A 26,101-nucleotide genomic window follows, 5' to 3' on the forward strand; every position below is an offset into this window, starting at 1 on the left:
TCATTGCTCCTTGGCTTCGTTGCGGCCCAAGTGGAAGGCAGTGATGGCTGCGGCGAGCAGCAGCATCGACGCCAGTTCGACCACCAGCAGGTAAGGACCGAACAGGCTGATGCCCACGGCCTTGGCGTCTACGGTGGTGTGGCCGATGGCCTGGCCGCTCTGGTGAGCGAACAGCACATACAGCAGTTCAGCCAGCAGCAGCGCTGCGAGGATGACTGGGCCGAGCCAGATGCCAGGCTTGAGCCAGACGCGTTCCTGGGCGACCGAAGCCGGACCGAGGTTGAGCATCATCACCACAAACACGAACAGCACCATGATGGCGCCGGCGTAGGCGATCACTTCCAGCACACCGGCGAACGGCGCGCCGAGTGCGAAAAAGGTCATGGCCACGGCGATCAGCGAAATGATCAGGTAGAGCAGGGCGTGCACAGGATTGGTGTTGGTGATCACGCGAAGCGTGGACACCACTGCAATACCGGACGCGAAATAGAAAGCGAATTCCATCTTTCTTCCTTAAGGCAGCAAGCTCTTCACGTTGATCGGCTCGGCTTCGTTTTGCGCGGCGCCTTTCGGCTTACCAGCAACGGCCATACCTGCAACACGATAGAAGTTGTAATCAGGGTTTTTACCGGGACCAGAGATCAGCAGATCTTCTTTCTCGTACACCAGGTCCTGACGTTTGAACTCGGCCATCTCGAAATCCGGTGTCAGCTGGATTGCGGTGGTCGGGCAAGCTTCCTCGCAGAGGCCGCAGAAAATGCAGCGCGAGAAGTTGATGCGGAAGAAGTCCGGGTACCAGCGACCGTCTTCGGTTTCAGCTTTCTGCAGGGAGATGCAACCCACCGGGCAAGCCACGGCGCACAGGTTGCAGGCTACGCAACGCTCTTCGCCGTCGGGGTCGCGGGTCAGCACGATACGGCCGCGATAACGCGGCGGCAGGTACACCGCTTCTTCCGGGTATTGCAGGGTGTCGCGTTTGCGAAAGCCATGGCCGAAAACCATCACCAGGCTTCGCAACTGGGTACCGGTACCCTTAACGATGTCGCCAATATATTTGAACATGGGTCAAATCCTCACTGAACCGCGGCCGCTGGCGTGTTCAACAACACAACGGCAGCAGTCACCAGCAAATTGATCAGGGTCAGTGGCAGGCAGAAGCGCCAGCTGAAATCCATCACCTGGTCGTATCGTGGACGCGGAATGGAAGCGCGCAGCAGGATAAACAACATGATGAAAAACGCGGTCTTCAGGAAGAACCAGAAGAACGCCAACTGCGGCAGGATGCCAAACGGTCCGTGCCAGCCGCCGAAGAACAGCGTGACCAGCAGGGCCGAGATCAAGATGATGCCGATGTACTCGCCAACGAAGAACATGCCCCATTTCATGCCGGCGTATTCAATGTGGTAACCGTCAGCCAGTTCCTGTTCTGCTTCCGGCTGGTCGAACGGGTGACGGTGAGTCACGGCGACGCCAGCGATGAAGAAGGTACAGAAGCCAAAGAACTGCGGAATGATGAACCACAGGTTCTGCGCTTGGTACTCGACGATGTCGCGCATGTTGAACGAGCCGACCTGCACCACGATGCCCATCAGCGCGAGGCCCATGAACACTTCGTAGGACACGGTCTGGGCTGACGCCCGCAAGCTGCCCAGCAGGGCGAACTTGTTGTTACTCGACCAACCCGCGAACAGCACCGCGTAGACCGACAAGCCGGCCATGGCGAAGAAGAACAGCAAGCCGATGTTCAGATCCGCCACGCCCCAGGTCGGGGTGATCGGGATGACCGCAAAGGCGATCAGCAAGGCGCTCATGGCCACGACCGGTGCCAGGGTGAAGATCACCTTGTCGGCAAACGGCGGGGTCCAGTCTTCCTTGAAGAACATTTTCAGCATGTCGGCAGCGATCTGGAACATACCGAACGGGCCAACGCGGTTCGGACCGTAACGGTCCTGCCACCAGCCCAAGAGGCGACGTTCGACGAAGCTGAGCAGAGCGCCCGCGACGACCACGGCCAACAGGATCACGATGGCCTTGACCACCGAGATGATCACGTCAATCACTTCAGGCGTGAACCAAGTCATTGCGCTGCCTCCTGCAGACCGTCAACGGTTTTGCCAAAGATCGCCGCTGGAATACCGGCGATGCCTTTCGGCAGGGCAACCAGGCCAGCACCCAGCGCTTCGTTGATGCGCAGCGGCAGACGCAGGGTCTGGCCAGCCACGTTCAAGCTGAGCAGGGCACCCTCGTTGACGCCAAGGCGGTCGGCTTCGGACTTGGCCAGGGCCACGTAGGCTTCTGGAATGCGTTCTTGAACCGGCGCGGCCTTGGAAGAGTTCTCTTCGCTGCCGAACAGGTGGAAGAACGGCACAACCTGCCAGGTGCCCGGGGCCGGGTTGAACGGACGCGGGACGGACGCGAACCAGTTCAGCGAGTCACCGGTGCTTTCGATCAGGCGGGTGCCCGGGTCGCCAGCGCGGATGTGACCACCGACTTCGTCCTGGAACTTGTTCCAGGCCTGCGGCGAGTTCCAGCCCGGCGACCAGGCAAATGGCACCTGCTGACGTGGCTCGACCGAACCGGAGTAACCTTCCATCGAGAAGTTGAACGCGGTGTCCGGGTCCTGCGGCGTACGCGGTTCGTGCACGCTGATGTTGGCGCGCATGGCGGTACGACCGGAGTAACGCAGCGGCTCACGGGCGAGTTTCATGCCCTTGATGCGGAACGCGGCGGACGGAGCCGCATCGACGATACGTGCCAGCTGCGGCGCGCTTGCGGCGGTGGCAGCGGTGACGTGGTCGAGCTGGGTCCAGTCGATTGGCTGGTTCAGCAGGGTCGCGCGAAGGGCATGCAGCCAGCGCCAGCCTTCGTGAACCAGGATACTGGCGTCCATGTATTTCGGGTCGAACACTTGGAAGAAGCGCTGGGCGCGGCCTTCCTGACTGACCAGGGTACCGTCGCCTTCGGCGAAGGTAGCGGCTGGCAGCACCAGGTTGGCACGCTCGCTGGTGGCGGTCTTCTGGTGGTCGGCAACGATCAGTACTTTGGCAGCGTCCAGCGCGGCGTCGACCTTGGCCGAATCCGTGCGGGTGTACAGGTCGTTTTCCAGCACGACGATGGCGTCGGCGTTGCCGTCGATCACGGCGTGCAGTGCCGCGTCCAGGGACTCGCCACCGAGCATGGCCAGCCCGAGGCTGTTGGCTTCCGGTACGACCAGGCTGATGGAGCCGTTCTTGTCGCGCAGCTTCAAGGCTTTGGCGATGTTGGCAGCGGCTTCGATCAGCGCCTTGGAACCCAACGAGGTACCGGCAATGATCAATGGGCGTTTGGCGGCCAGCAGGGCGTCGGCGATACGCTGGGCCAGTTCAACGGCTTCAGTGTCCAGGCCTTCGACGGCAGGCGCGCTGGCGTCGAGGGCGTGGGCCACGGCGAAACCGATGCGAGCCAGGTCGTCCGGTGCTGCGTGTACGCACTCTTCGGCGATATCGTCGAGTTTGGTTTCAGCGATGCTTGCAATAAACAGCGGGTTCAGCGCGTGCTGGCCGATGTTTTTCACCGCAGCGTCGAGCCAAGGTTGTACGCGCATGGCGTCGGCCATGTCTTCGGCCTTGCCTTTGACCGACTGGCGCAGCGACAGGGCGATACGCGCGGCGGTCTGGGTCAGGTCTTCACCGAGAACGAAGATCGCGTCGTGGTCTTCGATGTCACGCATGTTCGGAACCGGCAACGGGCTGTCGTTCAGCACTTGCAAGACCAGGCGGATGTGCTCCAGTTCACTGGCTTCGATACCGCTGTAGAAGTGCTCAGCGCCGACCAGTTCGCGCAACGCGAAGTTGCTTTCGAGGCTGGCGCGTGGCGAACCGATACCGACGATGTTGCGGCCGCGCAGCAGTTCGGCGGCTTTATCAAGCGCGTCGTCCAGGCTCAGCTTGGCGCCGCCGGCCAGCAGTGGCTGGCGCGGGCGGTCTTCGCGGTTGACGTAGCCATAGCCGAAACGGCCACGGTCGCACAGGAAGTACTGGTTGACCGAACCGTTGAAGCGGTTTTCGATGCGACGCAGTTCGCCGTAGCGTTCGCCTGGCGAGATGTTGCAACCGCTGGAGCAGCCATGGCAGATGCTCGGCGAGAACTGCATGTCCCATTTACGGTTGTAGCGCTCGGAGTGGGTCTTGTCGGTGAACACACCGGTCGGGCAGACCTCGGTGAGGTTGCCGGAGAATTCGCTTTCGAGCACGCCGTCTTCAACGCGACCGAAGTACACGTTGTCGTGGGCGCCGAACACGCCGAGGTCGGTGCCGCCGGCGTAGTCTTTATAGAAACGCACGCAGCGATAGCAAGCGATGCAACGATTCATCTCGTGGGAAATGAATGGGCCCAGTTGCTGGTTCTGGTGGGTGCGCTTGGTGAAGCGATAACGGCGCTCGTTGTGGCCGGTCATCACCGTCATGTCTTGCAGGTGGCAGTGACCGCCTTCCTCACAGACCGGGCAGTCGTGGGGGTGGTTGGTCATCAGCCATTCAACGACACTGGCGCGGAACGCCTTGGATTCTTCATCGTCGATGGAGATCCAGGTGTTGTCGGTGGCTGGCGTCATGCACGACATGACGATACGACCACGGGTGTCGTTCTCGTCAGTGTATTGCTTGACCGCACACTGGCGACAGGCACCGACGCTACCAAGCGCGGGGTGCCAGCAGAAATACGGGATGTCGAGGCCTAGTGAGAGACATGCCTGTAACAGGTTGTCTGCCCCATCGACTTCGAGCGCTTTGCCGTCTACGTGGATAGTGGCCATGGTTCAAAGTTCTTCGTTGGCCCGTTGTCAGCGGGCGTGGCTAATGGAATCTTGTTATTCATGTGCATCTACACAGCCCTAAAGGCGTCAGCACATGAGAAAGCGAAGGGCACGGACCCTTCGCCTTTTAAAGCGTTACGCGCCGACTACGATCGGCCTTGCCAGAGGCGGGACGGCGGCGCTGGTAGGCGCGATGCCGGCTTCGAACTCCGAGCGGAAGTATTTGATTGCGCTGCCCAATGGCTCCACGGCGCCCGGTGCGTGAGCACAGAAGGTCTTGCCTGGACCAAGGAAGCCGACCAGGCCGAGCAGGGTTTCGATATCACCCTCGCGGCCTTCCCCATTTTCCAGCGCCATCAGCAGCTTCACGCTCCATGGCAGACCGTCGCGGCATGGCGTGCAGAAACCGCACGATTCACGCGCGAAGAACTGCTCCATGTTGCGCAGCAACGAAACCATGTTGACCGTGTTGTCGACCGCCATCGCCAGGCCGGTACCCATCCGGGTGCCCACCTTGCCGATGCCGCCGGCATACATTTGCGCGTCGAGGTGCTCAGGCAGCAGGAAACCGGTACCGGCGCCGCCTGGCTGCCAGGCTTTCAAGGTGTAGCCGTCGCGCATGCCGCCGGCATAATCCTCGAACAGCTCGCGTGCGGTCACGCCGAACGGCAGCTCCCACAGGCCAGGGTTCTTGACCTTGCCGGAGAACCCCATGAGCTTGGTGCCCATGTCTTCGCTGCCTTCGCGGGCCAACGATTTATACCAGTCGACGCCGTCGGCGATGATCGCCGGCACGTTGCACAGGGTTTCTACGTTATTCACGCAGGTCGGCTTGCCCCACACGCCCACGGCGGCAGGGAAGGGCGGCTTGGAGCGCGGGTTGGCGCGGCGGCCTTCGAGGGAGTTGATCAGTGCGGTTTCTTCACCGCAGATATAACGCCCGGCGCCGGTATGCACGAACAGTTCGAAGTCGAAACCCGAACCGAGGATGTTCTTGCCCAACAGGCCTGCGGCCTTGGCTTCCTGCACCGCACGGTTGAGGTGCTTGGCGGCGGTGGTGTATTCGCCACGCAGGAAGATGTAGCCACGGTAGGTTTTCAACGCGCGGGCGCTGATCAGCATGCCTTCAATCAGCAGATGGGGCAGTTGCTCCATCAGCATGCGGTCTTTCCAGGTGTTCGGCTCCATCTCATCCGCGTTGCACAGCAGGTAGCGGATGTTGATGGATTCGTCCTTGGGCATCAGGCCCCACTTAACACCCGTGGGGAAGCCTGCACCGCCGCGGCCTTTAAGGCCGGCGTCTTTCACGGTCTGGACGATATCGTCCTGGGCCATGTCGGCGAAGGCTTTGCGCGCAGCGGCGTAACCGTTCTTGGCCTGGTACTCGTCGAGCCACACCGGCTCGCCGTCGTCACGCAGGCGCCAGGTCAGCGGGTGAGTCTCGGCCGAACGCTTGATCAGGTTGGCCGGGCCGAAAGATGTCAGGGTCATGGGTAGCCCTCGAGCAATTGGGTCACGCCAGCAGGCTGTACGTCACCGAATGTGTCGTCGTCGATCATCAACGCCGGCGCCTTGTCGCAGTTGCCCAGGCAGCACACCGGCAGCAGCGTGAAGCGGCCGTCCGGGGTGGTTTGGCCGAGGCCGATGCCCAGCTTGTTCTGGATCTCGCTGACCACAGACTCGTGGCCGCCGATGTAGCAGACCATGCTGTCGCACACGCGAATGATGTGGCGACCCACCGGCTGGCGGAAGATCTGGCTGTAGAACGTCGCCACGCCTTCAACGTCGCTGGCGGGGATGCCGAGCATCTCGCCGATGGCGTAGAGAGCGCCGTCAGGCACCCAACCACGTTCCTTCTGGACGATCTTCAAGGCTTCGATCGACGCCGCGCGCGGGTCTTCGTAGTGATGCAGCTCGTGCTCGATGGCCGAGCGCTCGGTTTCACTCAGGGTGAAACGGTCTGTCTGGATAAGCGTGCTATTCATGCTTAGCGGTCCACGTCGGCCATAACGAAATCGATACTACCCAGGTACGCAATCAAGTCCGCGACCATCTCGCCTTTGATCACCGAAGGGATCTGCTGCAAGTGCGGGAAGCTTGGCGTACGAATCCGGGTGCGGTAGCTCATGGTGCCGCCATCGCTCGTCAGGTAGTAACTGTTGATACCCTTGGTCGCTTCAATCATCTGGAAGGATTCGTTGGCCGGCATTACCGGGCCCCACGAAACTTGCAGGAAGTGCGTGATCAGGGTTTCGATGTGCTGCAGCGTGCGCTCTTTCGGCGGCGGCGTGGTCAGCGGGTGATCCGCCTTGTACGGGCCGGCCGGCATGTTGCGCATGCACTGCTCGATGATCTTCAGGCTCTGGCGCATTTCTTCGACGCGCACGATGCAACGGTCGTAGGCATCACCGTTGGCCGCCAGCGGGACTTCGAATTCGAAGTTCTCGTAGCCGGAGTAGGGGCGCGCTTTACGCAGGTCGAAATCGCAGCCGGTCGAACGCAGGCCAGCACCGGTGACGCCCCATTCCAGGGCTTCTTTGGTGTTGTACTGGGCGACGCCGATGGTACGGCCTTTGAGGATGCTGTTGTCCAGCGCTGCCTTTTGGTACTCGTCCAGACGCTTGGGCATCCAGTCGATGAACTCCTTGACCAGGCGCTCCCAGCCGTTCGGCAGGTCGTGGGCCACACCGCCGATGCGGTACCAGGCCGGGTGCAGGCGGAAGCCAGTGATGGCTTCGATGACCTTGTAGGCGCGCTGACGGTCGGTGAAGGTAAAGAACACCGGGGTCATGGCGCCAACGTCCTGGATATAGGTACCCAGGAACAGCAGGTGGCTGGTGATCCGGAAGAACTCGGCCATCATGATGCGGATGGTGTCGACGCGGTCCGGAACCTTGATGCCGGCCAGCTTCTCGACAGAAAGCACGTACGGCAGGTTGTTCATCACGCCGCCGAGGTAGTCGATACGGTCGGTGTACGGGATGAAGCTGTGCCACGACTGACGTTCGGCCATCTTCTCTGCACCACGGTGGTGGTAGCCGATGTCCGGCACGCAGTCGACGATTTCTTCGCCGTCCAGTTGCAGGATGATACGGAAGGCACCGTGAGCCGAAGGGTGGTTCGGGCCCAGGTTGAGGAACATGTAGTCCTCGTTGGTGCCTGAACGCTTCATGCCCCAGTCTTCCGGACGGAAGCGTGCGGCCTCTTCTTCAAGCTGTTGCTTGGCGAGGTTGAGGCTGTACGGGTCGAATTCGGTGGCGCGGGCAGGGAAGTCCTTGCGCAGCGGGTGACCTTCCCAGGTGGGCGGCATCATGATGCGCGTCAGGTGCGGGTGGCCCGGGAAGTCGATACCGAACATGTCCCAGACTTCACGCTCGTACCAGCTGGCGTTCGGCCAGATGCCGGTCACGGTCGGTACGCTCAGGTCGCTTTCGGACAGCGCGACCTTGATCATCACGTCGCTGTTACGTTCGATCGACAGCAGGTGATAGAACACGGTGAAATCGGCGCCGCTCGGCAGGCCTTGACGCTTGGTGCGCAGACGCTCGTCCACGCCATGCAGGTCATAGAGCATGACGTACGGCTTGGGCAGGTTACGCAGGAAGGTCAGGACTTCGACGAGCTTGGCGCGCGCCACCCACAGCACCGGCATCCCAGTGCGTGTGGCCTGGGCGGTGAAGGCGTCAGGGCCAAAACGGTTATTGAGTTCGACGACCACATCCTGGTCGTCTGCCTTATAAGGCGGGATGTACAGAGCGCTGCCTGTAGTCATGGTTTTTTTATCGCTTTCGGTCAACGTAAAGAATGAAGCCAGGTTTTCGTTCTATAAAAGAAGCGGTGCTGGATCAGACTTCGTCGGGGCTGCGCAGGTTGGTGACTGCGATACGCTGTTCGCGGCGCTGTTCCTTTTGCGACGGCATCTCGGCGCGATACACGCCTTGATCGCCGACGACCCAGGAAAGCGGGCGACGCTCCTTGCCAATCGATTCCTGCAACAGCATCAAGCCTTGCAAGAACGCTTCAGGGCGGGGCGGGCAGCCAGGCACGTAGACGTCCACGGGCAGGAACTTGTCCACCCCTTGAACCACTGAGTAGATGTCGTACATGCCACCGGAGTTGGCGCACGAACCCATGGAAATAACCCACTTTGGTTCGAGCATTTGCTCGTAGAGACGCTGAATGATCGGCGCCATCTTGATAAAGCAGGTACCGGCGATAACCATGAAATCCGCCTGACGCGGCGATGCCCGGATAACTTCGGCGCCAAAGCGCGCGATATCGTGGGGCGCCGTGAAGGCGGTGGTCATTTCCACGTAGCAGCAGGACAGACCGAAGTTGTACGGCCACAGGGAGTTTTTACGCCCCCAGTTGACCGCGCCACTCAGCACGTCTTCCAGCTTGCCCATGTAGATGTTTTTGTGGACTTGATCTTCTAACGGATCGGAAACGGTTTCCCGTTCGCCGATAGGGTACTGATCGTTAGGAGCATCCGGGTCGATCCTGGTGAGATTGTATTGCATCGCCAAAGCCTCATTGTTTCAGCTTCGCTTGCCGCTTACGCCGAGCTTCCGGAGCCCAATCAAGGGCGCCCACTCGGAACAAGTAGACAAGGCCTGCCAACAGAATTGCTATGAAAACGAGGGCTTCGACGAATCCGGTCCAGCCGCTTTCGCGGACGGACACAGACCAGGCAAAGAGAAAAAGGGCTTCGATATCGAAGATCACGAAGAGCATCGCGACCAGATAGAATTTGGCTGATAGCCGCAAGCGGGCGCCACCTGTAGGCAGCATGCCGGACTCGAACGGTTCATTTTTGCTACGGCCCCAGGCTTTTGACCCGAGGAGGCTGGAGACGCCGAGCATGAAGGCGCAAAGGCCGACAACACCGAGGAGGAAAATGGCAAAGCCCCAGTTGTGGGCCATGAGTCCTGTCGCTTCGGTCATGCTAGAAATCCTTAACAGAGAGCAAAGGTCTCTGAGCTCGAAAAAGTAACGATGCAGTGACGATATGTCGCACTGCAATCAATCGCGGTGATTTTATGGCTAAACACCGGGCAAGTAAAATTCCGATAGCGAAATTATTCGAAGGAATAAGCACATAGTGCACCTTCGTGGGGCTGTAGCCCTTATGGGGCGGGCATTAGCAGGCATTTAATCAAATGTGTTTTGTTTAACCTGTAAAGAAGTTTTCATGGGTCAAATGATAATGAATATTGTTTGCGTGGGGTTTAAGCGAATGTTTCTCGTGTGGCGCGGGAGTTGTTGTTACTTGCTGGATGGGCACTTAGTTGCTGATGGGGATCTTTTAACCGATTTGATCGAGGCGAATACCGCTCTGGATCAATGTTTTGCACTAAGTCTTCAGGCTGGATGCATTCCCTTGTGGGAGCGAGCAAGCCCACACAGATTTTGACTTTTATCGTCAGGGGGATTTTAGTGGGCAAAAAAACGCCCCGAACCAGTCGGGGCGTGATTGTTGTGCGGCACTGCGTTTAGCTTTTGAACGGTTACGCAGTGGCCGTGTACTCGATACTTAGTGGAACTGCTCTTCTTCGGTCGAACCGGTCAGCGCGGTCACGGACGAGGTGCCGCCCTGGATCACGGTGGTCATGTCGTCGAAGTAGCCGGTGCCCACTTCCTGCTGGTGCGCCACAAAGGTGTAACCCTTGGCGGCGTCAGCGAATTCCTGCTCCTGCAGCTTCACGTAAGCGGTCATGTCGTTGCGGGCGTAGTCGTGCGCCAGGTTGAACATGCTGTGCCACATATTGTGAATGCCGGCCAGGGTGATGAACTGGTGCTTGTAGCCCATGGCGGACAGTTCGCGCTGGAACTTGGCAATGGTCGCGTCGTCCAGGTTTTTCTTCCAGTTGAAGGACGGCGAGCAGTTGTACGAAAGCAGTTGGTCCGGGTATTCCTTCTTGATCGCTTCGGCGAAACGACGGGCTTCGTCCAGGTCCGGCTTGGCGGTTTCGCACCAGATCAGGTCAGCGTACGGCGCGTAGGCCAGGCCGCGGGCGATTGCCTGGTCGAGACCAGCGCGAACCTTGTAGAAACCTTCCTGGGTACGTTCGCCGGTCACGAATGGCTTGTCGTACGGGTCGCAGTCGGAGGTCAGCAAGTCAGCGGCGTTGGCATCGGTACGCGCCAGGATGATGGTCGGTGTGCCGGCAACGTCAGCGGCCAGGCGAGCAGCGGTCAGCTTCTGTACGGCTTCCTGGGTTGGCACCAGTACCTTGCCGCCCATGTGGCCGCACTTCTTCACCGAAGCCAGCTGGTCTTCGAAGTGCACGCCGGCAGCGCCTGCCTCGATCATGCTCTTCATCAGCTCGTAGGCGTTCAGTACGCCGCCGAAACCGGCTTCAGCGTCAGCCACGATGGGTGCGAAGTAGTCGATGTAGCCTTCGTCGCCCGGACCTTTACCGGCTTTCCATTGGATCTGGTCGGCACGACGGAACGAGTTGTTGATGCGTTTGACCACGGTTGGAACCGAATCCACCGGGTACAGCGATTGGTCGGGGTACATGGATTCAGCGGAGTTGTTGTCCGCCGCCACTTGCCAGCCGGACAGGTAGATTGCCTGGATGCCGGCTTTGACCTGTTGGACTGCCTGGCCGCCAGTGAGGGCGCCCATACAGTTGACGAAATCTTTGTCGGGACGGAAGGAAGGCTTGGCACCTTGGGTGACCAGGTTCCACAGCTTCTCGGCGCCGAGTTTTGCAAAGGTGTGCTCAGGTTGAACCGAGCCACGCAGGCGGACGACGTCAGCAGCGGAATAAGCGCGGGTCACGCCTTTCCAGCGTGGGTTTTCAGCCCAGTCTTTCTCGAGGGCTGCAATTTGCTGTTCGCGTGTCAGTGCCATGGGAGTAAACCTCGTCGCGTCTTCGTGTGGTGGAAAAATCCATTTGCCAGCCCTGCATTCAATGCGTGGGCAGGGCTGCTCGCTGACCAGAAGCTTAGGCGGTCATGTCGGGTCTGGCGGGGAATGCGACGGGATGAACGATTGGCGAGAGGGGGGAGCAGGTAAAGGCAGACCAGGAACAGTCTTCAGGCGTCGTGGGCCCTTAGGTGTTCAGCAGCGTGTAGCCGGGTTACCTGGTTAGCTTCCGTCCCTCGGGACAACTTCGTTCCAGTCGCAACCTCGTCAAACACACCTTGTGGGCGGTACAGACACGAATCGGCTCAGGTGGGTAGCTTAGAGCAGCGATCCGAAGGCCCTTGCCAGGGCCCCTGATCAGCGGGAGCGAGGCCATCATGCCCATGCTTTTTTGGATCGTCAAATGTTTTGTAGTGATTTTTTTGCAGCACTACATCTTTAGTCTAATACGACTCATCAGTCAGTTTTTGGTGCTTCAGTTCAGGGTGTCGACCTTGACTCGCACTGTCAGGTCGTCGCGGCCCTGAGTAGAGTAGCTGCGGGTTGTAGAGGATTTGTCGGCCTGGGTCTGGCGATTGATGCCGGCCAGGGTAATCCACTCACCCAACTGCCCACTGACGGTTGTGTCGGTGCTTTGTACGTTCACTACATCGGGACGTTCCTGGCTCATGCGGTCACGGTTGGTACTGATTGCCAGGTGCACGGTTTCACCGGTGACGCTGGCTGTGACGTAGAAGCCCTGGGTGACGTTGCGGTACTGGGTCTGGTTTTGCGGGCGACCATAGCTGTCTTGCTGGGTGGTAGTGAGCGGTACGCTTTGACCCACCTGGATCAAGGCGGGTACACCTTCACTGGCCTGGATCTGCTGGATACCGCCGTCGCGGCTGGTCGTGCCGTAGCTGATGATGCGGGTCTGGCTGTCGCCGCTGTTCTGCTGATTGCTTTCGTTGGTGTCGACAGTGATCAGCAAACGCTTGGTCGGGGTGTCCAGTTGCGAGAGCAGGGCGCGCAAGTCCTGGATCTTGGCGGGGTCAGCGTTAACGATCAGTTGGTTGCCGTAGGCACTGACGGTGCCGTCCTTGCCAATGAAGTTCTGTGCCACAGGCAGCAGGTCGGCGCTGGTGCGGTTGCTCAGGTTGACGACTTCAGTGTCGGCCACAGCCGCGAAGCTGGTGGTCAGGAGAACGGCGGTGAGCAGGGTGCGTAGGGACATGTCCGTGATCTCTGCGAGTCATTTGGGCTTGAGTTTGCCAGTTTGTCGGCCTGGCGGGTCGCAAATTGAATTCTGGACGGCAAAATGCCCTGGCATGGCAGGGCATTTTTGGTGTTGCTGATATCGCTATCGCAGGCGACGCGGTTTCGGATCAGTCCCCGCGCACCATATCCACATGCGGAATCCCGACTTCAAGAAATTCATCACTGACAATCTTGAAACCCAACCGCTCATAGAACGGCGCAGCATAAACCTGTGCACTCAGAAACTGCTTGGTCTGGCCGCGTTTCTCGGCCTCGCCGATCACAGCTTCCATCAGCTTGTCGCCGACCTTCAGTCCGCGCCAGTCCTTGAGCACTGATACGCGACCAATCTCGCCGCTGGGCAGCAGGCGAGCAGTGCCGATAGGAAAGTCGCCTTCAAATGCTAGAAAGTGCATGGCGCCAGCGTCGTCAGCGTCCCACTCCAGCTCAGGTGGAACCGATTGTTCAGCGATAAACACCGCTTCACGAATGCGCCGAATCTCGTCGATATCCATTCGCCAGTCCGCGACACGTACGTGAATCTTATTCATCGGCAAATCCCAGGCTGCCTTGCTTGACCAATTCGCACAGCAGGTCGCGACCGTCTTCATCCGCCAGCCATGGGCCGAGGTTTTCAGCGTGCAAGGCGTCGGCGGCGCAGATCAGCTTCAACAATTCGCGCAGTTTGCCCGGCAAATAACGGCTTTGCCCGCTGGCGAACAGCAGCACGTCGTCGTCCACTTCCGACCAGGCCATACGCGCGCTCGGGTTGCGCACGAGGATCGCGCCGTCTTGCAGGCTGCTGATGAAGTCTTCTTCGCCCACTTCTTCGCCGGCCACCAGTTCCGGGTAGCGTGGCTCGGTCATGAACTGGCCGAACCAAGTCAGCAGCATGCGCTCGTCGCTCATGTGCTCGGCCAGCAGGCTCTTGAGGCGGTCGAGGGCGTCGCTCTGGATCTGGTGCGGGTCGCTGACGGGTTGGGCGTCGGCGTCGGTGTAACGCTCTTCGTCGGTCAGGTACTGGGCCAGGAAGTCGGTGAAGTGGGTCAGCACTTCAGCAGCGCTTGGCGCGCGGAAGCCGACCGAGTAGGTCATGCAGTCATCTTCGGCGATGCCGAAGTGCGCCAGGCGCGGCGGCAGGTAGAGCATGTCGCCCGGTTCCAGGACCCATTCGGCGCTTTCTTCAAATTCGGCGAGGATGCGCAGGTCAGCGTGTTGCAGCAGCGGGCTTTCGGAGCTGCACATCTGGCCGATCTTCCAGTTGCGCTTGCCCTGGGCTTGCAGCAGGAACACATCGTAGTTGTCGAAGTGCGGACCAACGCTACCACCCGGGGCAGCAAAGCTGATCATCACATCGTCGATGCGCCAGCTCGGCAGAAAGCGGAACTGCTCCAGCAGCTCGGCCACTTCCGGTACGAACTGGTCGACGGCCTGCACCAGCAGGGTCCACTCACGTTCGGGCAGGGTGCTGAAGGCGTCTTCAGCGAACGGGCCACGACGCAGTTCCCACGGACGCTCGCCGTGTTCGATCACCAGGCGCGATTCGACTTCTTCTTCCAGGGCCAGGCCGGCCAGTTCATCGGCGTCGATCGGGCTTTCGAAATCAGGGATGGCCTGACGGATCAGCAATGGTTTTTTCTGCCAGTAGTCCCGCAGGAATTCCCGTGCCGTGATGCCGCCCAGAAGTTGAAGAGGAATATCAGGATTCATTTGTAACCTATTGAAAAAATGCACTTTTCAGACTGAAATAAAAACGCCCGGCGCGGCCGGGCGTCTCAAGGGGCATGCGGTAATCAGATGCGCTTGGCTTGCTCTACAGCGTTGCCGATGTAGTTGGCCGGGGTCAGCAGTTTCAGCTCGGCCTTGGCCGCGGCTGGCATGTCCAGGCCGTCGATGAAAGTTTGCAGTGCTTCGGGGCTGATGCCCTTGCCGCGCGTCAACTCTTTCAGCTTCTCGTAAGGGTTTTCGATGTTGTAGCGGCGCATCACGGTCTGGATTGGCTCGGCCAGGACTTCCCAGCACGCGTCCAGGTCAGCGGCGATCTTCTGCGCGTTGAGCTCAAGCTTGCTGATGCCTTTGAGGCTGGCTTCGTAGGCGATCACGCTGTGAGCAAAGCCCACACCGAGGTTGCGCAGTACGGTGGAGTCCGTCAGGTCGCGCTGCCAGCGGGAGATCGGCAACTTGCTGGCCAGGTGCTGGAACAGCGCGTTGGCGATGCCGAGGTTGCCTTCGGAGTTTTCGAAGTCGATCGGGTTGACCTTGTGCGGCATGGTCGACGAACCGATTTCACCGGCAATCGTGCGTTGCTTGAAGTAGCCCAGGGAGATGTAGCCCCAGATATCGCGATCGAAGTCGATCAGGATGGTGTTGAAGCGCGCAATGGCGTCGAACAGCTCGGCAATGTAGTCGTGCGGTTCGATCTGCGTGGTGTACGGGTTGAAGCCCAGGCCTAGTTCGTCTTCGATGAAGGCGCGGGCGTTGGCTTCCCAGTCGATCTCAGGGTAGGCAGACAAGTGGGCGTTGTAGTTGCCTACGGCGCCGTTGATCTTGCCCAGCAGGGGCACGGCTGCGACCTGAGCGATCTGGCGCTCCAGGCGGTACACCACGTTGGCCAGTTCTTTGCCCAAGGTCGTTGGCGATGCCGGCTGGCCGTGGGTGCGCGACAGCATCGGCACATCGGCGAAACGGATAGCCAGTTCGCGGATGGCTTCAGCGGTCTGGCGCATCAGCGGCAGCATGACGTCATCACGGCCTTCGCGCAGCATCAGGGCGTGGGACAGGTTGTTGATGTCCTCGCTGGTGCAGGCAAAGTGGATGAACTCGCTGACCTGGGCCAATTCCGGCAGCTTCGCCGCTTGCTCTTTCAGCAAGTATTCGATGGCTTTGACGTCGTGGTTGGTGGTGCGCTCGATCTCTTTCACACGCTCGGCGTGCTCCAGGGAGAAGTTTTCCGCCAGGGTGTTGAGCACAGCGTTGGCTTCGGCGGAAAACGCCGGCACTTCGCTGATGGCAGGGTGAGCGGCCAGGCGCTGGAGCCAGCGCACTTCAACCAGTACGCGAGCACGGATCAGACCGTATTCGCTGAAAATAGGGCGCAGGGCCTGGGTTTTGCCGGCGTAGCGGCCGTCAACAGGGGAAACCGCAGTGAGCGAAGAAAGCTGCATGGGGTGTTCTCGGACAGTCGGGCAACGAAATGGGGCGCGTATCATACATGAAAAAATCCGCCGGTCCGTTGCCAACTGACCGGCGTATTACGCGTAACGGCTTGAAAATGGCCTGCTGGTGCGACTTATTCGTTGCGCATCAACGGGTAAAGCTCTTTGAGCAATTTGCGACGACTGATCACCAACTGCCAACGATGACCGCCCAGCTGGCGCCACAACCGCGCCGAGCGAATACCGGCCAGGAGCAGGGCGCGGATTTTCGAGGCGTTGTTCGGTTGTTGCAGGTTGCGCATGTCGCCGTGCACCTGGATTCGCTGGCGCAAGGTGCTCAAGGTGTCCTGGTACAGCGCGCCGCAGGCCGCGACCACGTTTTCGTGGGCTGGGCCGAAGTGTTCCACCTGGGACTGAATCTGTGGCAGGCGCTTGCCGATGACCTCGAGCATGTCTTCACGCTTGGCCAGTTGACGCTCAAGGCCGAGCATCGACAGGGCGTAGCGCAATGGCTCGCGCTGCAAGGTGCTGGGGTCGCGCTCCAGGGCGCCGATCAGGGCGCGGTAACCTTCACGCAGCGCGATATCGTCACCCCCGTAGACTTCCAGGGTGTCCTTGGGGTCGCGGATCAACAAGCTGCCGAGCATGCAGGTCAGGCCTGCCTCGGTGACTTGGCCAGTCTTGGCGATCTTGTCCACCAGTACTGCGGCGAGGAAAACCCCGCCGAGTGCCGTCAATTGCTCCTGGGTCGGGCTCATGCCGGGTTGCTCCAGGCTTGCGCGACTTCAATCACGCCGCCGCCCAGACAGATTTCGCCGTCATAGAACACCACGGACTGGCCAGGGGTGACCGCGCGTTGCGGGTCATCAAAGGTTGCGCGGTAGCCAGTAGCGGTTTTTTCCAGGGTGCATGGTTGGTCGCTTTGGCGATAGCGCACTTTGGCGGTCAAGCGGCGCGGGGTGCTCAGGTCGATCGGGTTGACCCAATAGATTTCAGAGGCGAGCAGGGCGCCGGAGAACAGCAATGGATGTTCGTTGCCCTGGCCAACAATCAGCACGTTGTGTTCCAGGTCTTTGACCAGCACGTACCACGGCTCCTCACTGGCGTCTTTCAAGCCGCCAATGCCCAGGCCCTGGCGCTGGCCGATGGTGTGGTACATCAGGCCATGGTGACGGCCGATGACGTCGCCTTCGGTGGTTTTGATTTCGCCCGGTTGCGCCGGCAGGTATTGCTTGAGGAAGTCGCTGAAGCGGCGCTCGCCGATAAAGCAGATCCCGGTCGAATCCTTCTTTTTGGCGGTGGCCAGGCCGTGTTTCTCGGCGATCCTGCGCACTTCGGGCTTTTCCAGTTCGCCCACGGGGAACAGGGTCTTGGCGATCTGTTCACCGCCGACGGCGTGCAGGAAGTAGCTCTGGTCCTTGTTTGGGTCCAGGCCCTTGAGCAGTTGGGTGCGCCCCTCGATGTCGCGGCGGCGCACGTAGTGACCCGTGGCGATCAGATCGGCGCCGAGCATCATCGCGTAGTCGAGGAACGCCTTGAACTTGATTTCACGGTTACACAGGATGTCCGGGTTCGGCGTGCGGCCGGCCTTGTATTCGGCCAGGAAGTGCTCGAACACGTTGTCCCAGTACTCGGCGGCAAAGTTGGCGGTGTGCAGCTTGATGCCGATCTTGTCACACACGGCCTGGGCATCCGCCAGGTCGTCCATGGCGGTGCAATATTCCGTTCCATCGTCTTCTTCCCAGTTCTTCATGAACAGGCCTTCCACCTCATAACCCTGCTCCATGAGCAGAACGGCGGAAACGGAAGAATCCACGCCGCCGGACATGCCGACGATGACGCGCTTCTTTTGGGTGTCAGAAGGGGCTGGATCACGCATAGGTTTCAACGGGTGTCTTGAAAAAGGACGCGATTCTATCAGGCCCGAGCCTTCAAGGCTAAAGAGAAGGGCGGATCAATTCGAGACTGTGCCGCTGGCCGGCCAGATAATCGTCGATACAGCGGATGATCAGCTCACTGCGCCAGCTGTCGCGCAGGTCCATCAATTCGTCGCGGGTCAGCCAGCGGGCGCGGATGATGCCTTCGTCGAGTTGATAGCCCGGGTGGTGTTTCAGGGCTTTGGCGGTAAAGCACACACGCTGGTAAGTCACACCATTGCTGGGGGCGGTGTACAGGTAGATGCCGACGATGCCGGTGGCTTCGACGTCCCAGCCGGTTTCTTCAAGGGTTTCGCGCACGGCGGCTTCGGTCAGGGTTTCATGCGGGTCGAGGTGGCCGGCGGGCTGGTTGAGTACGGCGCGGCCGCCCTTGAGCTCTTCGACCATCAGGAAGCGGCCGTTGTCTTCGACAAGGGTGGCGACGGTGATGTGGGGTTGCCAGGTCATTCAAAACCTCGATTCATGGCGCGGTGCGGTCTTTAGTCAGGATTGCAGTCAGTGTGAGCCTGCTCGCAAATGCAATGGGTCAGATAGGCATCGGGCAACTGGCACTCCGCATTCGCGAGCAAGCCCACTCTCACATTTTGATCCGGTTTCTTCAGCAAAGCCGCAGAGTCCAGGAACAGAAACCCCGGCACAAGGCCGGGGCTTCTTTGCATCCTTACAACCTTACTTCAACTTGGCAATTGCTGCATTGAACGTGTTGCTCGGACGCATGGCCTTGCTGGTCAGCTCAGGGCTTGGCGCGTAGTAGCCGCCGATGTCCACTGGCTTGCCCTGTACGGCGTTCAGTTCGGCAACGATGGTTGCTTCGTTCGCGGTCAGGGTTTTTGCCAATTCGCCAAACTGCGCTTGCAGTGCAGTGTCTTCGGTCTGAGCGGCCAGGGCTTGAGCCCAGTACAGCGCCAGGTAGAAGTGGCTGCCGCGGTTGTCGATGTTGCCGACTTTGCGCGATGGCGACTTGTTGTTGTCGAGGAACTGGCCGGTGGCCTGGTCCAGGGTCTTGGACAGTACCAGGGCTTTCGGGTTGTTGTACGTCACACCCAAATGCTCAAGGGAGGCGGCCAGGGCCAGGAACTCGCCCAGGGAGTCCCAGCGCAGGAAGTTCTCTTCGACCAGTTGCTGAACGTGTTTCGGGGCCGAACCGCCAGCGCCGGTTTCGAACAGGCCGCCGCCGTTCATCAGCGGCACGATGGACAGCATCTTGGCGCTGGTGCCCAGCTCCATGATCGGGAACAGGTCGGTCAGGTAGTCACGCAGCACGTTACCCGTCACCGAGATGGTGTCCAGGCCCTTGCGGGTGCGCTCCAGGGTGAACTTCATCGCGTCGACGGGCGACATGATGCGGATGTCCAGGCCTTCGGTGTTGTGGTCTTTCAGGTAAGCCTGAACTTTCTCGACCACGACGCCATCGTGTGCACGCTGTGGGTCCAGCCAGAAAATGGCCGGGGTGTTGCTGGCGCGGGCACGGTTGACGGCCAGTTTGACCCAGTCCTGGATCGGCGCGTCTTGGGTCTGGCACATGCGGAAGATGTCGCCAGCCTCGACTTTCTGTTCCATCAACAGGCTGCCCTTGCCGTCGGTGACGCGGACTACGCCGTCAGCTTTGATCTGGAACGTCTTGTCGTGGGAACCGTACTCTTCGGCTTTCTTCGCCATCAGGCCAACGTTTGGCACGCTGCCCATGGTGGTTGGGTCGAACGCGCCATTGGCCTTGCAGTCTTCGATGACGGCTTGGTAAATGGTGGCGTAGCAGCGATCCGGGATCACAGCCTTGGTGTCGTGCAACTGGCCGTCGGTGCCCCACATTTTGCCGGAGTCACGGATCATGGCAGGCATCGAGGCGTCGACGATGACGTCGCTCGGCACGTGCAGGTTGGTGATGCCTTTGTCGGAGTTGACCATCGCCAGGGCAGGGCGAGCGGCATAGACCGCCTGGATGTCAGCTTCGATCTGCGCTTGCTGGTCAGCCGGCAAGGCCTTGATGCGTGCGTACAGGTCGCCGATGCCGTTGTTCAAGTTGAAGCCGATCTGCTCCAGCACGGTCGCGTGCTTGGCCAGGGCGTCTTTATAGAACTCGGCAACGATCTGGCCGAACATGATCGGGTCGGAGACCTTCATCATGGTGGCTTTCAGGTGAACCGACAGCAGTACGCCTTGTTTCTTGGCGTCTTCGATTTCAGCGGCGATGAAGCTGCGCAGGGCTTTCTTGCTCAGTACGGCGGTGTCGATGATTTCGCCAGCCTGTACCGAGGTTTTTTCCTTCAGGACGGTCGCAGTGCCGTCTTGAGCGATCAGCTCGATTTTGACGGCATCAGCACCTTCGATCTGTACGGCTTTTTCGCTGCCGTAGAAGTCGCCACTGTTCATGTGAGCAATGTGCGACTTGGAGTCGGCAGCCCAGGCGCCCATTTTGTGCGGGTGCTTGCGTGCGTAGTTCTTGACCGACAGCGGTGCGCGGCGGTCGGAGTTGCCTTCGCGCAGTACCGGGTTCACGGCGCTGCCCTTGACCTTGTCGTAACGTGCACGGGTTTCTTTTTCCGCGTCGGTGGTTACGGTTTCCGGGTAGTCCGGCAGGGCGTAGCCCTGGGCCTGCAGTTCCTTGATCGCGGCTTGCAGCTGCGGGGTCGAGGCGCTGATGTTAGGCAGTTTGATGATGTTGGCTTCAGGCGTAACGGCCAGGTCGCCCAGTTCGGCGAGGTGGTCCGCGATAGCCTTGGCGCCCAGTTGCTCGGGGAAGCTTGCGAGGATGCGCGCGGCGAGAGAGATGTCGCGGGTTTCCACGGCAATATCAGCGGAAGCGGTGAAGGCCTCTACGATAGGCAGCAGTGAATAGGTGGCGAGGGCCGGGGCTTCGTCGGTGAAGGTATAGATGATCTTCGAGCGGGTGGGCATATTCGGATTAACTCTCTTCTTTGCTGAAAGCGTGCGCAGAAACTCGAGATGCGCCGGGTGGAGCGCGTTCGTTCAAAGTCATCCATGAGCGAAATGTCGAGGTTTCTTCGCGGTGATGTTGGGTTGCATCAGTCGAGCGTCAAGCGGGTGGACTATTGTAATAGTCCTGCTTTGCGAGCCGAGGGCATCTGTTCTAGAGCGGTCGGCTGTCGTGACTCTTTGGTCAGCGGCGGCATTATACATAGGTCGCTATGCTTACGCCGAGCCTTCATACAAAAGGTGTGTCGTCCATTGGTCTAAAGGTCGCAGGTACCACGTTGCACCTAAAGTCGTACGTTGTGCTCAAGATTGGCGCTTTTACCTTTGCTTTCAAGCTTGTAGGCGACTAAATGTGCTGTTTTCGATGCAAATGAGCCTGGCGTGAGGTTTCAGTCGTCATTTATCTGGAGTAGGCTCGAACGCAGCCAGATGTTTAATCCATAGATGGAGTTCAGCATGGGATACCAGAAGATTCAGGTTCCGGCAGTCGGCGACAAAATCACCGTCAATGCAGACCATTCTCTCAATGTTCCTGACCAACCGATCATCCCTTATATCGAAGGTGACGGTATCGGCGTCGACATCAGTCCGGTGATGATCAAGGTGGTCGACGCAGCTGTTGAAAAGGCTTACGGCGGCAAGCGCAAGATCTCGTGGATGGAGGTTTACGCTGGCGAGAAAGCCACCCAGGTCTACGACCAAGACACCTGGCTGCCCCAGGAAACCCTGGATGCGGTCAAGGATTACGTGGTGTCCATCAAGGGCCCACTGACCACGCCGGTCGGTGGCGGCATCCGTTCGTTGAACGTGGCCCTGCGCCAGCAACTCGACCTTTACGTGTGTTTGCGTCCGGTGCGCTGGTTCGAAGGTGTGCCCAGCCCAGTCAAAAAGCCTGGCGATGTGGACATGACCATCTTCCGCGAGAACTCCGAAGATATTTACGCCGGGATCGAGTGGAAGGCCGGTTCGCCCGAGGCGATCAAGGTGATCAAGTTCCTGAAGGAAGAAATGGGTGTGACCAAGATCCGTTTCGATCAGGATTGCGGGATTGGCGTGAAGCCGGTCTCCAAGGAAGGCACTGAGCGTCTGGCGCGCAAAGCTCTCCAGTACGTAGTGGACAACGATCGCGACTCGCTGACTATCGTGCACAAAGGCAACATCATGAAGTTTACTGAAGGCGCCTTTAAGGAGTGGGCCTACGGTATTGCTGAAAAAGAATTCGGCGCAACGCTGCTCGATGGCGGCCCTTGGATGCAGTTCAAGAACCCGAAGACTGGCAAGAATGTAGTCGTCAAGGATGCCATTGCGGACGCCATGCTCCAGCAGATCCTGTTGCGTCCGGCTGAGTACGACGTGATTGCGACTCTCAACCTCAACGGTGACTATCTGTCCGATGCTTTGGCGGCAGAAGTGGGCGGAATCGGTATTGCGCCGGGCGCGAACCTGTCCGACACCGTGGCGATGTTCGAGGCTACCCATGGTACTGCGCCGAAATACGCGGGCAAGGACCAGGTCAACCCGGGTTCGCTGATTCTGTCGGCGGAAATGATGTTGCGCCACATGGGCTGGATCGAGGCGGCGGACTTGATCATCAAGGGCACCAATGGTGCCATTTCGGCCAAGACAGTGACTTATGACTTCCATCGCTTGATGGAGGGCGCCAAGTTGCTGTCTTCGTCGGCCTTCGGCGATGCGTTGATTTCGCATATGTAAAGGAAGGGCACAAAAAAACCGGTCACCTCATTGGGTTGAGTTGACCGGTTTTTTCATTGCAATATTCGCACTCAGGGGCTTTTAGGTCGTTAACGTTTTTTGGCTGGGAGCGTTTGATGTGGCTGGTTTTTCAGGCGCATCAACCTTAGCGGCAGAGATTCCCACGGCGTGCAGCCCTTTTGGTCCTTGAATGATCTCGAAGCTTACCGCTTGGCCCGCTTTCAGGGTCTTGTACCCGTCCATTTCGATCGCTGAGTAGTGCGCGAAAAGGTCATCATCCTTGCCGTCTTCAATAATGAAGCCGTACCCCTTGGCATTATTGAACCACTTGACCTTGCCCTTTTTCTTTCCATTGATCTTGACGCCAGACATACCCATATCCCTCTGCACCAGACTCCATCACTGGAGTATCATCCAGTTTATCCGTCCTAACCCGAATAAATAAGGTTGACTGCGCGGACCTTTTTTACCCACTGTGGGTTCTATTGGTTGTAACACCGATTTGCCGATAGTCAAGGCGACCAGTCGGTCAGAGTTGAAATTCTGACAGGTCGCCCCCACCACTGTATTTGAACCACTGACGAACCTTTCTTTCCATGCATGCAAACAGCCAGATTCGACTAACATTCAATCAGGATCGACCGGATCATGAACATGATGACGACGGTTCTGCAGGCATTGCTGTTCAGGAGGCCAAGCCTGCTTTACAGGCGCCGCCGATGTACAAGGTGGTTTTGTTCAATGATGACTACACACCGATGGATTTCGTCGTCGAAGTGCTCGAGGTGTTTTTTAACCTGAACCGCGAGTTGGCCACCAAGGTAATGCTGGCCGTTCATACAGAAGGACGGGCAGTATGTGGAGTGTTTACCCGCGACATCGCCGAGACAAAGGCCATGCAGGTCAACCAGTACGCCAGGGAAAGCCAGCATCCGCTACTCTGTGAAATCGAGAAGGACGGTTAACGCCGACCACTTGGGTATGAGGTGAAGCTATGTTAAACCGCGAGCTCGAAGTCACCCTCAATCTTGCCTTCAAGGAGGCCCGTTCGAAGCGTCATGAATTCATGACCGTCGAACACCTGCTGCTGGCACTTTTGGATAACGAAGCTGCCGCCACCGTTCTGCGTGCGTGCGGCGCTAACCTCGACAAACTCAAGCATGACCTGCAGGAGTTTATCGACTCCACGACGCCACTTATTCCCGTCCACGATGAAGACCGTGAAACCCAGCCAACCCTGGGCTTCCAGCGGGTGCTTCAACGTGCTGTTTTCCACGTGCAGAGCTCCGGTAAGCGTGAAGTCACAGGCGCCAACGTGCTGGTGGCGATTTTCAGCGAGCAGGAAAGCCAGGCAGTGTTCCTGCTGAAACAGCAGAGCGTTGCCCGTATTGATGTCGTCAACTACATCGCCCACGGTATCTCCAAGGTGCCTGGGCACGGCGATCATTCCGAGGGTGAGCAGGAGATGCAGGACGAAGAGGGTGGTGAGTCTTCTTCTTCGGGCAATCCACTGGATGCCTATGCCAGCAACCTCAATGAACTGGCGCGCCAGGGGCGGATCGATCCGCTGGTGGGGCGAGAGCTGGAAGTTGAGCGCGTGGCGCAGATCCTCGCGCGTCGTCGCAAGAACAACCCGTTGCTGGTGGGTGAGGCGGGCGTGGGTAAAACCGCGATCGCCGAAGGCCTGGCCAAGCGCATCGTGGATAACCAGGTGCCAGACCTGCTGGCCAACAGCGTCGTCTACTCCCTTGATCTCGGCGCTTTGCTCGCCGGGACCAAGTACCGGGGCGATTTCGAGAAGCGCTTCAAGGCGTTGCTCGGCGAGCTGAAAAAACGCCCGCAGGCGATTCTGTTCATCGACGAAATCCACACGATCATTGGTGCCGGTGCCGCCTCCGGTGGGGTGATGGATGCCTCCAACCTGCTCAAGCCGTTGTTATCCTCGGGTGATATCCGTTGCATCGGCTCGACCACGTTCCAGGAATTTCGCGGCATCTTCGAGAAAGACCGTGCCCTGGCGCGTCGCTTTCAGAAAGTCGATGTGTCCGAGCCTTCGGTCGAAGACACCATCGGCATCCTGCGCGGGCTCAAGGGGCGCTTCGAAGCGCACCATGGCATCGAGTACACCGATGAGGCCCTGCGTGCGGCGGCTGAGCTGGCGTCGCGCTACATCAATGACCGGCACATGCCGGACAAGGCGATCGACGTGATTGACGAGGCGGGGGCTTACCAGCGCCTGCAGCCGGTCGAGAAGCGTGTGAAACGCATCGACGTGCCTCAAGTCGAGGACATCGTGGCGAAGATCGCGCGGATTCCACCTAAACACGTCAACAGTTCCGATAAGGAGCTGCTGCGCAACCTGGAGCGCGACCTCAAGCTCACCGTTTTTGGCCAGGATGCGGCCATCGATGCGCTGTCCACCGCGATCAAGCTATCGCGTGCTGGCCTCAAGTCGCCGGACAAGCCTGTCGGTTCGTTCCTGTTCGCAGGCCCGACCGGCGTCGGCAAGACCGAAGCGGCGCGGCAGTTGGCCAAGGCCATGGGCATCGAGCTGGTGCGCTTCGACATGTCCGAATACATGGAGCGGCACACCGTGTCGCGTCTGATCGGCGCGCCTCCGGGCTATGTCGGTTTCGACCAGGGCGGCCTGTTGACCGAGGCGATCACCAAGCAGCCGCATTGCGTGTTGCTGCTCGATGAAATCGAGAAGGCCCACCCGGAAGTCTTCAACCTGCTGCTGCAGGTGATGGACCACGGGACCCTGACCGACAACAACGGGCGCAAAGCGGACTTCCGCAACGTGATCGTGATCATGACCACCAACGCCGGTGCCGAAACGGCCGCGCGGGCTTCGATTGGCTTCAGTCATCAAGATCACTCTTCTGATGCCATGGAAGTGATCAAGAAAAGCTTTACGCCGGAGTTCCGCAACCGCCTGGATACTATTATCCAGTTTGGTCGCCTCAGCCATGAGGTCATCAAAAGTGTGGTGGACAAGTTCCTCACCGAGCTCCAGGCGCAGTTGGAAGACAAGCGCGTGCAACTGGAAGTCTCGGAAGCGGCGCGCAGCTGGATCGCCGAAGGCGGATACGATGCGGCAATGGGCGCACGCCCGATGGCGCGTCTGATCCAGGACAAGATCAAGCGGCCGCTGGCCGAAGAGATCCTGTTTGGCGAGCTTTCCGACCATGGTGGCGTGGTGCACATCGACCTGAAGGACGGCGAGCTGGCCTTCGAGTTCGAAACCACGGCTGAAATGGCCTGATAGCTGACCGCAACAAAGCAAAAGGCGCCGAAAGGCGCCTTTTTGCTGTCTTGAAAACGAAGGAGATTAAATGTGGGAGGCCCCACTACATCTTCGACGTAGCGCTGTCGCGCATCAAACTGGTTCATCGTAAGGTTATAGAACGCGTGCGGGGCAAAGGCCGTAGCCAGCACTGGTGTGTCAGCACCCGAGTGG

22 protein-coding genes are annotated in these 26,101 nt (G+C 59.3%); 3 read left to right on the top strand and 19 right to left on the bottom strand.

Annotated features, from left to right (window positions below):
* From nuoJ to AACY36_RS21650, 18 genes are all read right to left on the bottom strand, one after another.
* Positions 1 to 504 (bottom strand): NADH-quinone oxidoreductase subunit J, encoded by a 504-nt coding sequence (nuoJ, locus tag AACY36_RS21565; RefSeq protein ID WP_049712667.1) that lies wholly within the window; start codon positions 502 to 504, stop codon positions 1 to 3.
* 9 nt (positions 505 to 513) lie between these two features.
* Positions 514 to 1,062 carry an NADH-quinone oxidoreductase subunit NuoI gene (nuoI, locus tag AACY36_RS21570; protein WP_003174725.1) on the bottom strand — a complete coding sequence of 183 codons (549 nt, stop codon included), beginning with the start codon at positions 1,060 to 1,062 and terminating at the stop codon, positions 514 to 516.
* An 11-nt stretch (positions 1,063 to 1,073) separates the two neighbouring features.
* Positions 1,074 to 2,081, bottom strand: a complete 1,008-nt coding sequence (nuoH, locus tag AACY36_RS21575) for an NADH-quinone oxidoreductase subunit NuoH (RefSeq protein WP_012724954.1) — start codon at positions 2,079 to 2,081, stop codon at positions 1,074 to 1,076.
* On the bottom strand, positions 2,078 to 4,792 hold the full coding sequence (gene nuoG, locus AACY36_RS21580; protein ID WP_339417893.1) for an NADH-quinone oxidoreductase subunit NuoG: 2,715 nt from the start codon (positions 4,790 to 4,792) through the stop codon (positions 2,078 to 2,080). The genes nuoH and nuoG overlap by 4 nt, the downstream gene beginning before the upstream one ends.
* 135 nt (positions 4,793 to 4,927) lie before the next feature.
* Positions 4,928 to 6,283, bottom strand: coding sequence for an NADH-quinone oxidoreductase subunit NuoF (gene nuoF, locus AACY36_RS21585; RefSeq protein ID WP_065872061.1), 1,356 nt, complete (start codon positions 6,281 to 6,283; stop codon positions 4,928 to 4,930).
* On the bottom strand, positions 6,280 to 6,777 hold the full coding sequence (gene nuoE / locus AACY36_RS21590; RefSeq protein WP_049712670.1) for an NADH-quinone oxidoreductase subunit NuoE: 498 nt from the start codon (positions 6,775 to 6,777) through the stop codon (positions 6,280 to 6,282). Before nuoE ends, nuoF begins: the two co-directional genes overlap by 4 nt.
* 2 nt (positions 6,778 to 6,779) lie before the next feature.
* A complete protein-coding gene (gene nuoC / locus AACY36_RS21595; protein WP_065872063.1) occupies positions 6,780 to 8,564 on the bottom strand; it encodes an NADH-quinone oxidoreductase subunit C/D in 1,785 nt (594 codons plus the stop codon).
* 73 nt (positions 8,565 to 8,637) lie between these two features.
* Positions 8,638 to 9,312 (bottom strand): NuoB/complex I 20 kDa subunit family protein, encoded by a 675-nt coding sequence (locus AACY36_RS21600; protein WP_012724951.1) that lies wholly within the window; start codon positions 9,310 to 9,312, stop codon positions 8,638 to 8,640.
* A 10-nt stretch (positions 9,313 to 9,322) separates the two neighbouring features.
* Positions 9,323 to 9,736: an NADH-quinone oxidoreductase subunit A gene (locus AACY36_RS21605; RefSeq protein ID WP_003219575.1), complete on the bottom strand. Its 414-nt coding sequence runs from the start codon at positions 9,734 to 9,736 to the stop codon at positions 9,323 to 9,325.
* A 589-nt stretch (positions 9,737 to 10,325) separates the two neighbouring features.
* Positions 10,326 to 11,651: an isocitrate lyase gene (gene aceA, locus AACY36_RS21610; protein ID WP_339417886.1), complete on the bottom strand. Its 1,326-nt coding sequence runs from the start codon at positions 11,649 to 11,651 to the stop codon at positions 10,326 to 10,328.
* 490 nt (positions 11,652 to 12,141) lie between these two features.
* Complete coding sequence (locus tag AACY36_RS21615) at positions 12,142 to 12,879, bottom strand: secretin N-terminal domain-containing protein (protein WP_339417884.1); 738 nt, start codon at positions 12,877 to 12,879, stop codon at positions 12,142 to 12,144.
* A gap of 151 nt (positions 12,880 to 13,030) precedes the next feature.
* The gene (locus tag AACY36_RS21620) at positions 13,031 to 13,453 is read right to left on the bottom strand and encodes a GNAT family N-acetyltransferase (RefSeq protein ID WP_339417882.1); all 423 of its coding nucleotides are present in this window, start codon (positions 13,451 to 13,453) and stop codon (positions 13,031 to 13,033) included.
* Complete coding sequence (locus tag AACY36_RS21625) at positions 13,446 to 14,612, bottom strand: ribosomal protein uL16 3-hydroxylase (protein ID WP_049712673.1); 1,167 nt, start codon at positions 14,610 to 14,612, stop codon at positions 13,446 to 13,448. The genes AACY36_RS21620 and AACY36_RS21625 overlap by 8 nt, the downstream gene beginning before the upstream one ends.
* A gap of 83 nt (positions 14,613 to 14,695) precedes the next feature.
* Positions 14,696 to 16,066 carry an adenylosuccinate lyase gene (purB, locus tag AACY36_RS21630; protein WP_032889684.1) on the bottom strand — a complete coding sequence of 457 codons (1,371 nt, stop codon included), beginning with the start codon at positions 16,064 to 16,066 and terminating at the stop codon, positions 14,696 to 14,698.
* A gap of 125 nt (positions 16,067 to 16,191) precedes the next feature.
* Complete coding sequence (gene hflD / locus AACY36_RS21635; protein WP_065872067.1) at positions 16,192 to 16,815, bottom strand: high frequency lysogenization protein HflD; 624 nt, start codon at positions 16,813 to 16,815, stop codon at positions 16,192 to 16,194.
* The gene (gene mnmA, locus AACY36_RS21640; RefSeq protein ID WP_339417876.1) at positions 16,812 to 17,936 is read right to left on the bottom strand and encodes a tRNA 2-thiouridine(34) synthase MnmA; all 1,125 of its coding nucleotides are present in this window, start codon (positions 17,934 to 17,936) and stop codon (positions 16,812 to 16,814) included. The genes hflD and mnmA overlap by 4 nt, the downstream gene beginning before the upstream one ends.
* Positions 17,937 to 17,994: 58 nt before the next feature.
* Complete coding sequence (locus AACY36_RS21645; protein ID WP_339417875.1) at positions 17,995 to 18,441, bottom strand: NUDIX hydrolase; 447 nt, start codon at positions 18,439 to 18,441, stop codon at positions 17,995 to 17,997.
* A 222-nt stretch (positions 18,442 to 18,663) separates the two neighbouring features.
* Positions 18,664 to 20,889: an NADP-dependent isocitrate dehydrogenase gene (locus tag AACY36_RS21650; protein ID WP_339417873.1), complete on the bottom strand. Its 2,226-nt coding sequence runs from the start codon at positions 20,887 to 20,889 to the stop codon at positions 18,664 to 18,666.
* Positions 20,890 to 21,384: 495 nt separating this feature from the next.
* Between AACY36_RS21650 and icd the strand changes: the two genes are divergently transcribed.
* Positions 21,385 to 22,641, top strand: a complete 1,257-nt coding sequence (icd, locus tag AACY36_RS21655; protein WP_339417871.1) for an NADP-dependent isocitrate dehydrogenase — start codon at positions 21,385 to 21,387, stop codon at positions 22,639 to 22,641.
* A gap of 81 nt (positions 22,642 to 22,722) precedes the next feature.
* Here the strand turns inward: icd and cspD are convergent, their stop codons facing one another.
* Positions 22,723 to 23,013: a cold shock domain-containing protein CspD gene (gene cspD / locus AACY36_RS21660; protein WP_370467904.1), complete on the bottom strand. Its 291-nt coding sequence runs from the start codon at positions 23,011 to 23,013 to the stop codon at positions 22,723 to 22,725.
* A 224-nt stretch (positions 23,014 to 23,237) separates the two neighbouring features.
* Between cspD and clpS the strand changes: the two genes are divergently transcribed.
* Together clpS and clpA are read left to right on the top strand one after the other, a co-directional pair.
* On the top strand, positions 23,238 to 23,606 hold the full coding sequence (clpS, locus tag AACY36_RS21665; RefSeq protein WP_101271708.1) for an ATP-dependent Clp protease adapter ClpS: 369 nt from the start codon (positions 23,238 to 23,240) through the stop codon (positions 23,604 to 23,606).
* Positions 23,607 to 23,635: 29 nt separating this feature from the next.
* On the top strand, positions 23,636 to 25,906 hold the full coding sequence (gene clpA / locus AACY36_RS21670; RefSeq protein WP_339417863.1) for an ATP-dependent Clp protease ATP-binding subunit ClpA: 2,271 nt from the start codon (positions 23,636 to 23,638) through the stop codon (positions 25,904 to 25,906).
* The last annotated feature ends 195 nt before the right edge of the window (positions 25,907 to 26,101 follow it).

The organism is Pseudomonas sp. EA_15y_Pfl1_P101 (genome assembly GCF_963970835.1).
Taxonomy (GTDB): Bacteria; Pseudomonadota; Gammaproteobacteria; order Pseudomonadales; family Pseudomonadaceae; genus Aquipseudomonas; species Aquipseudomonas tritici.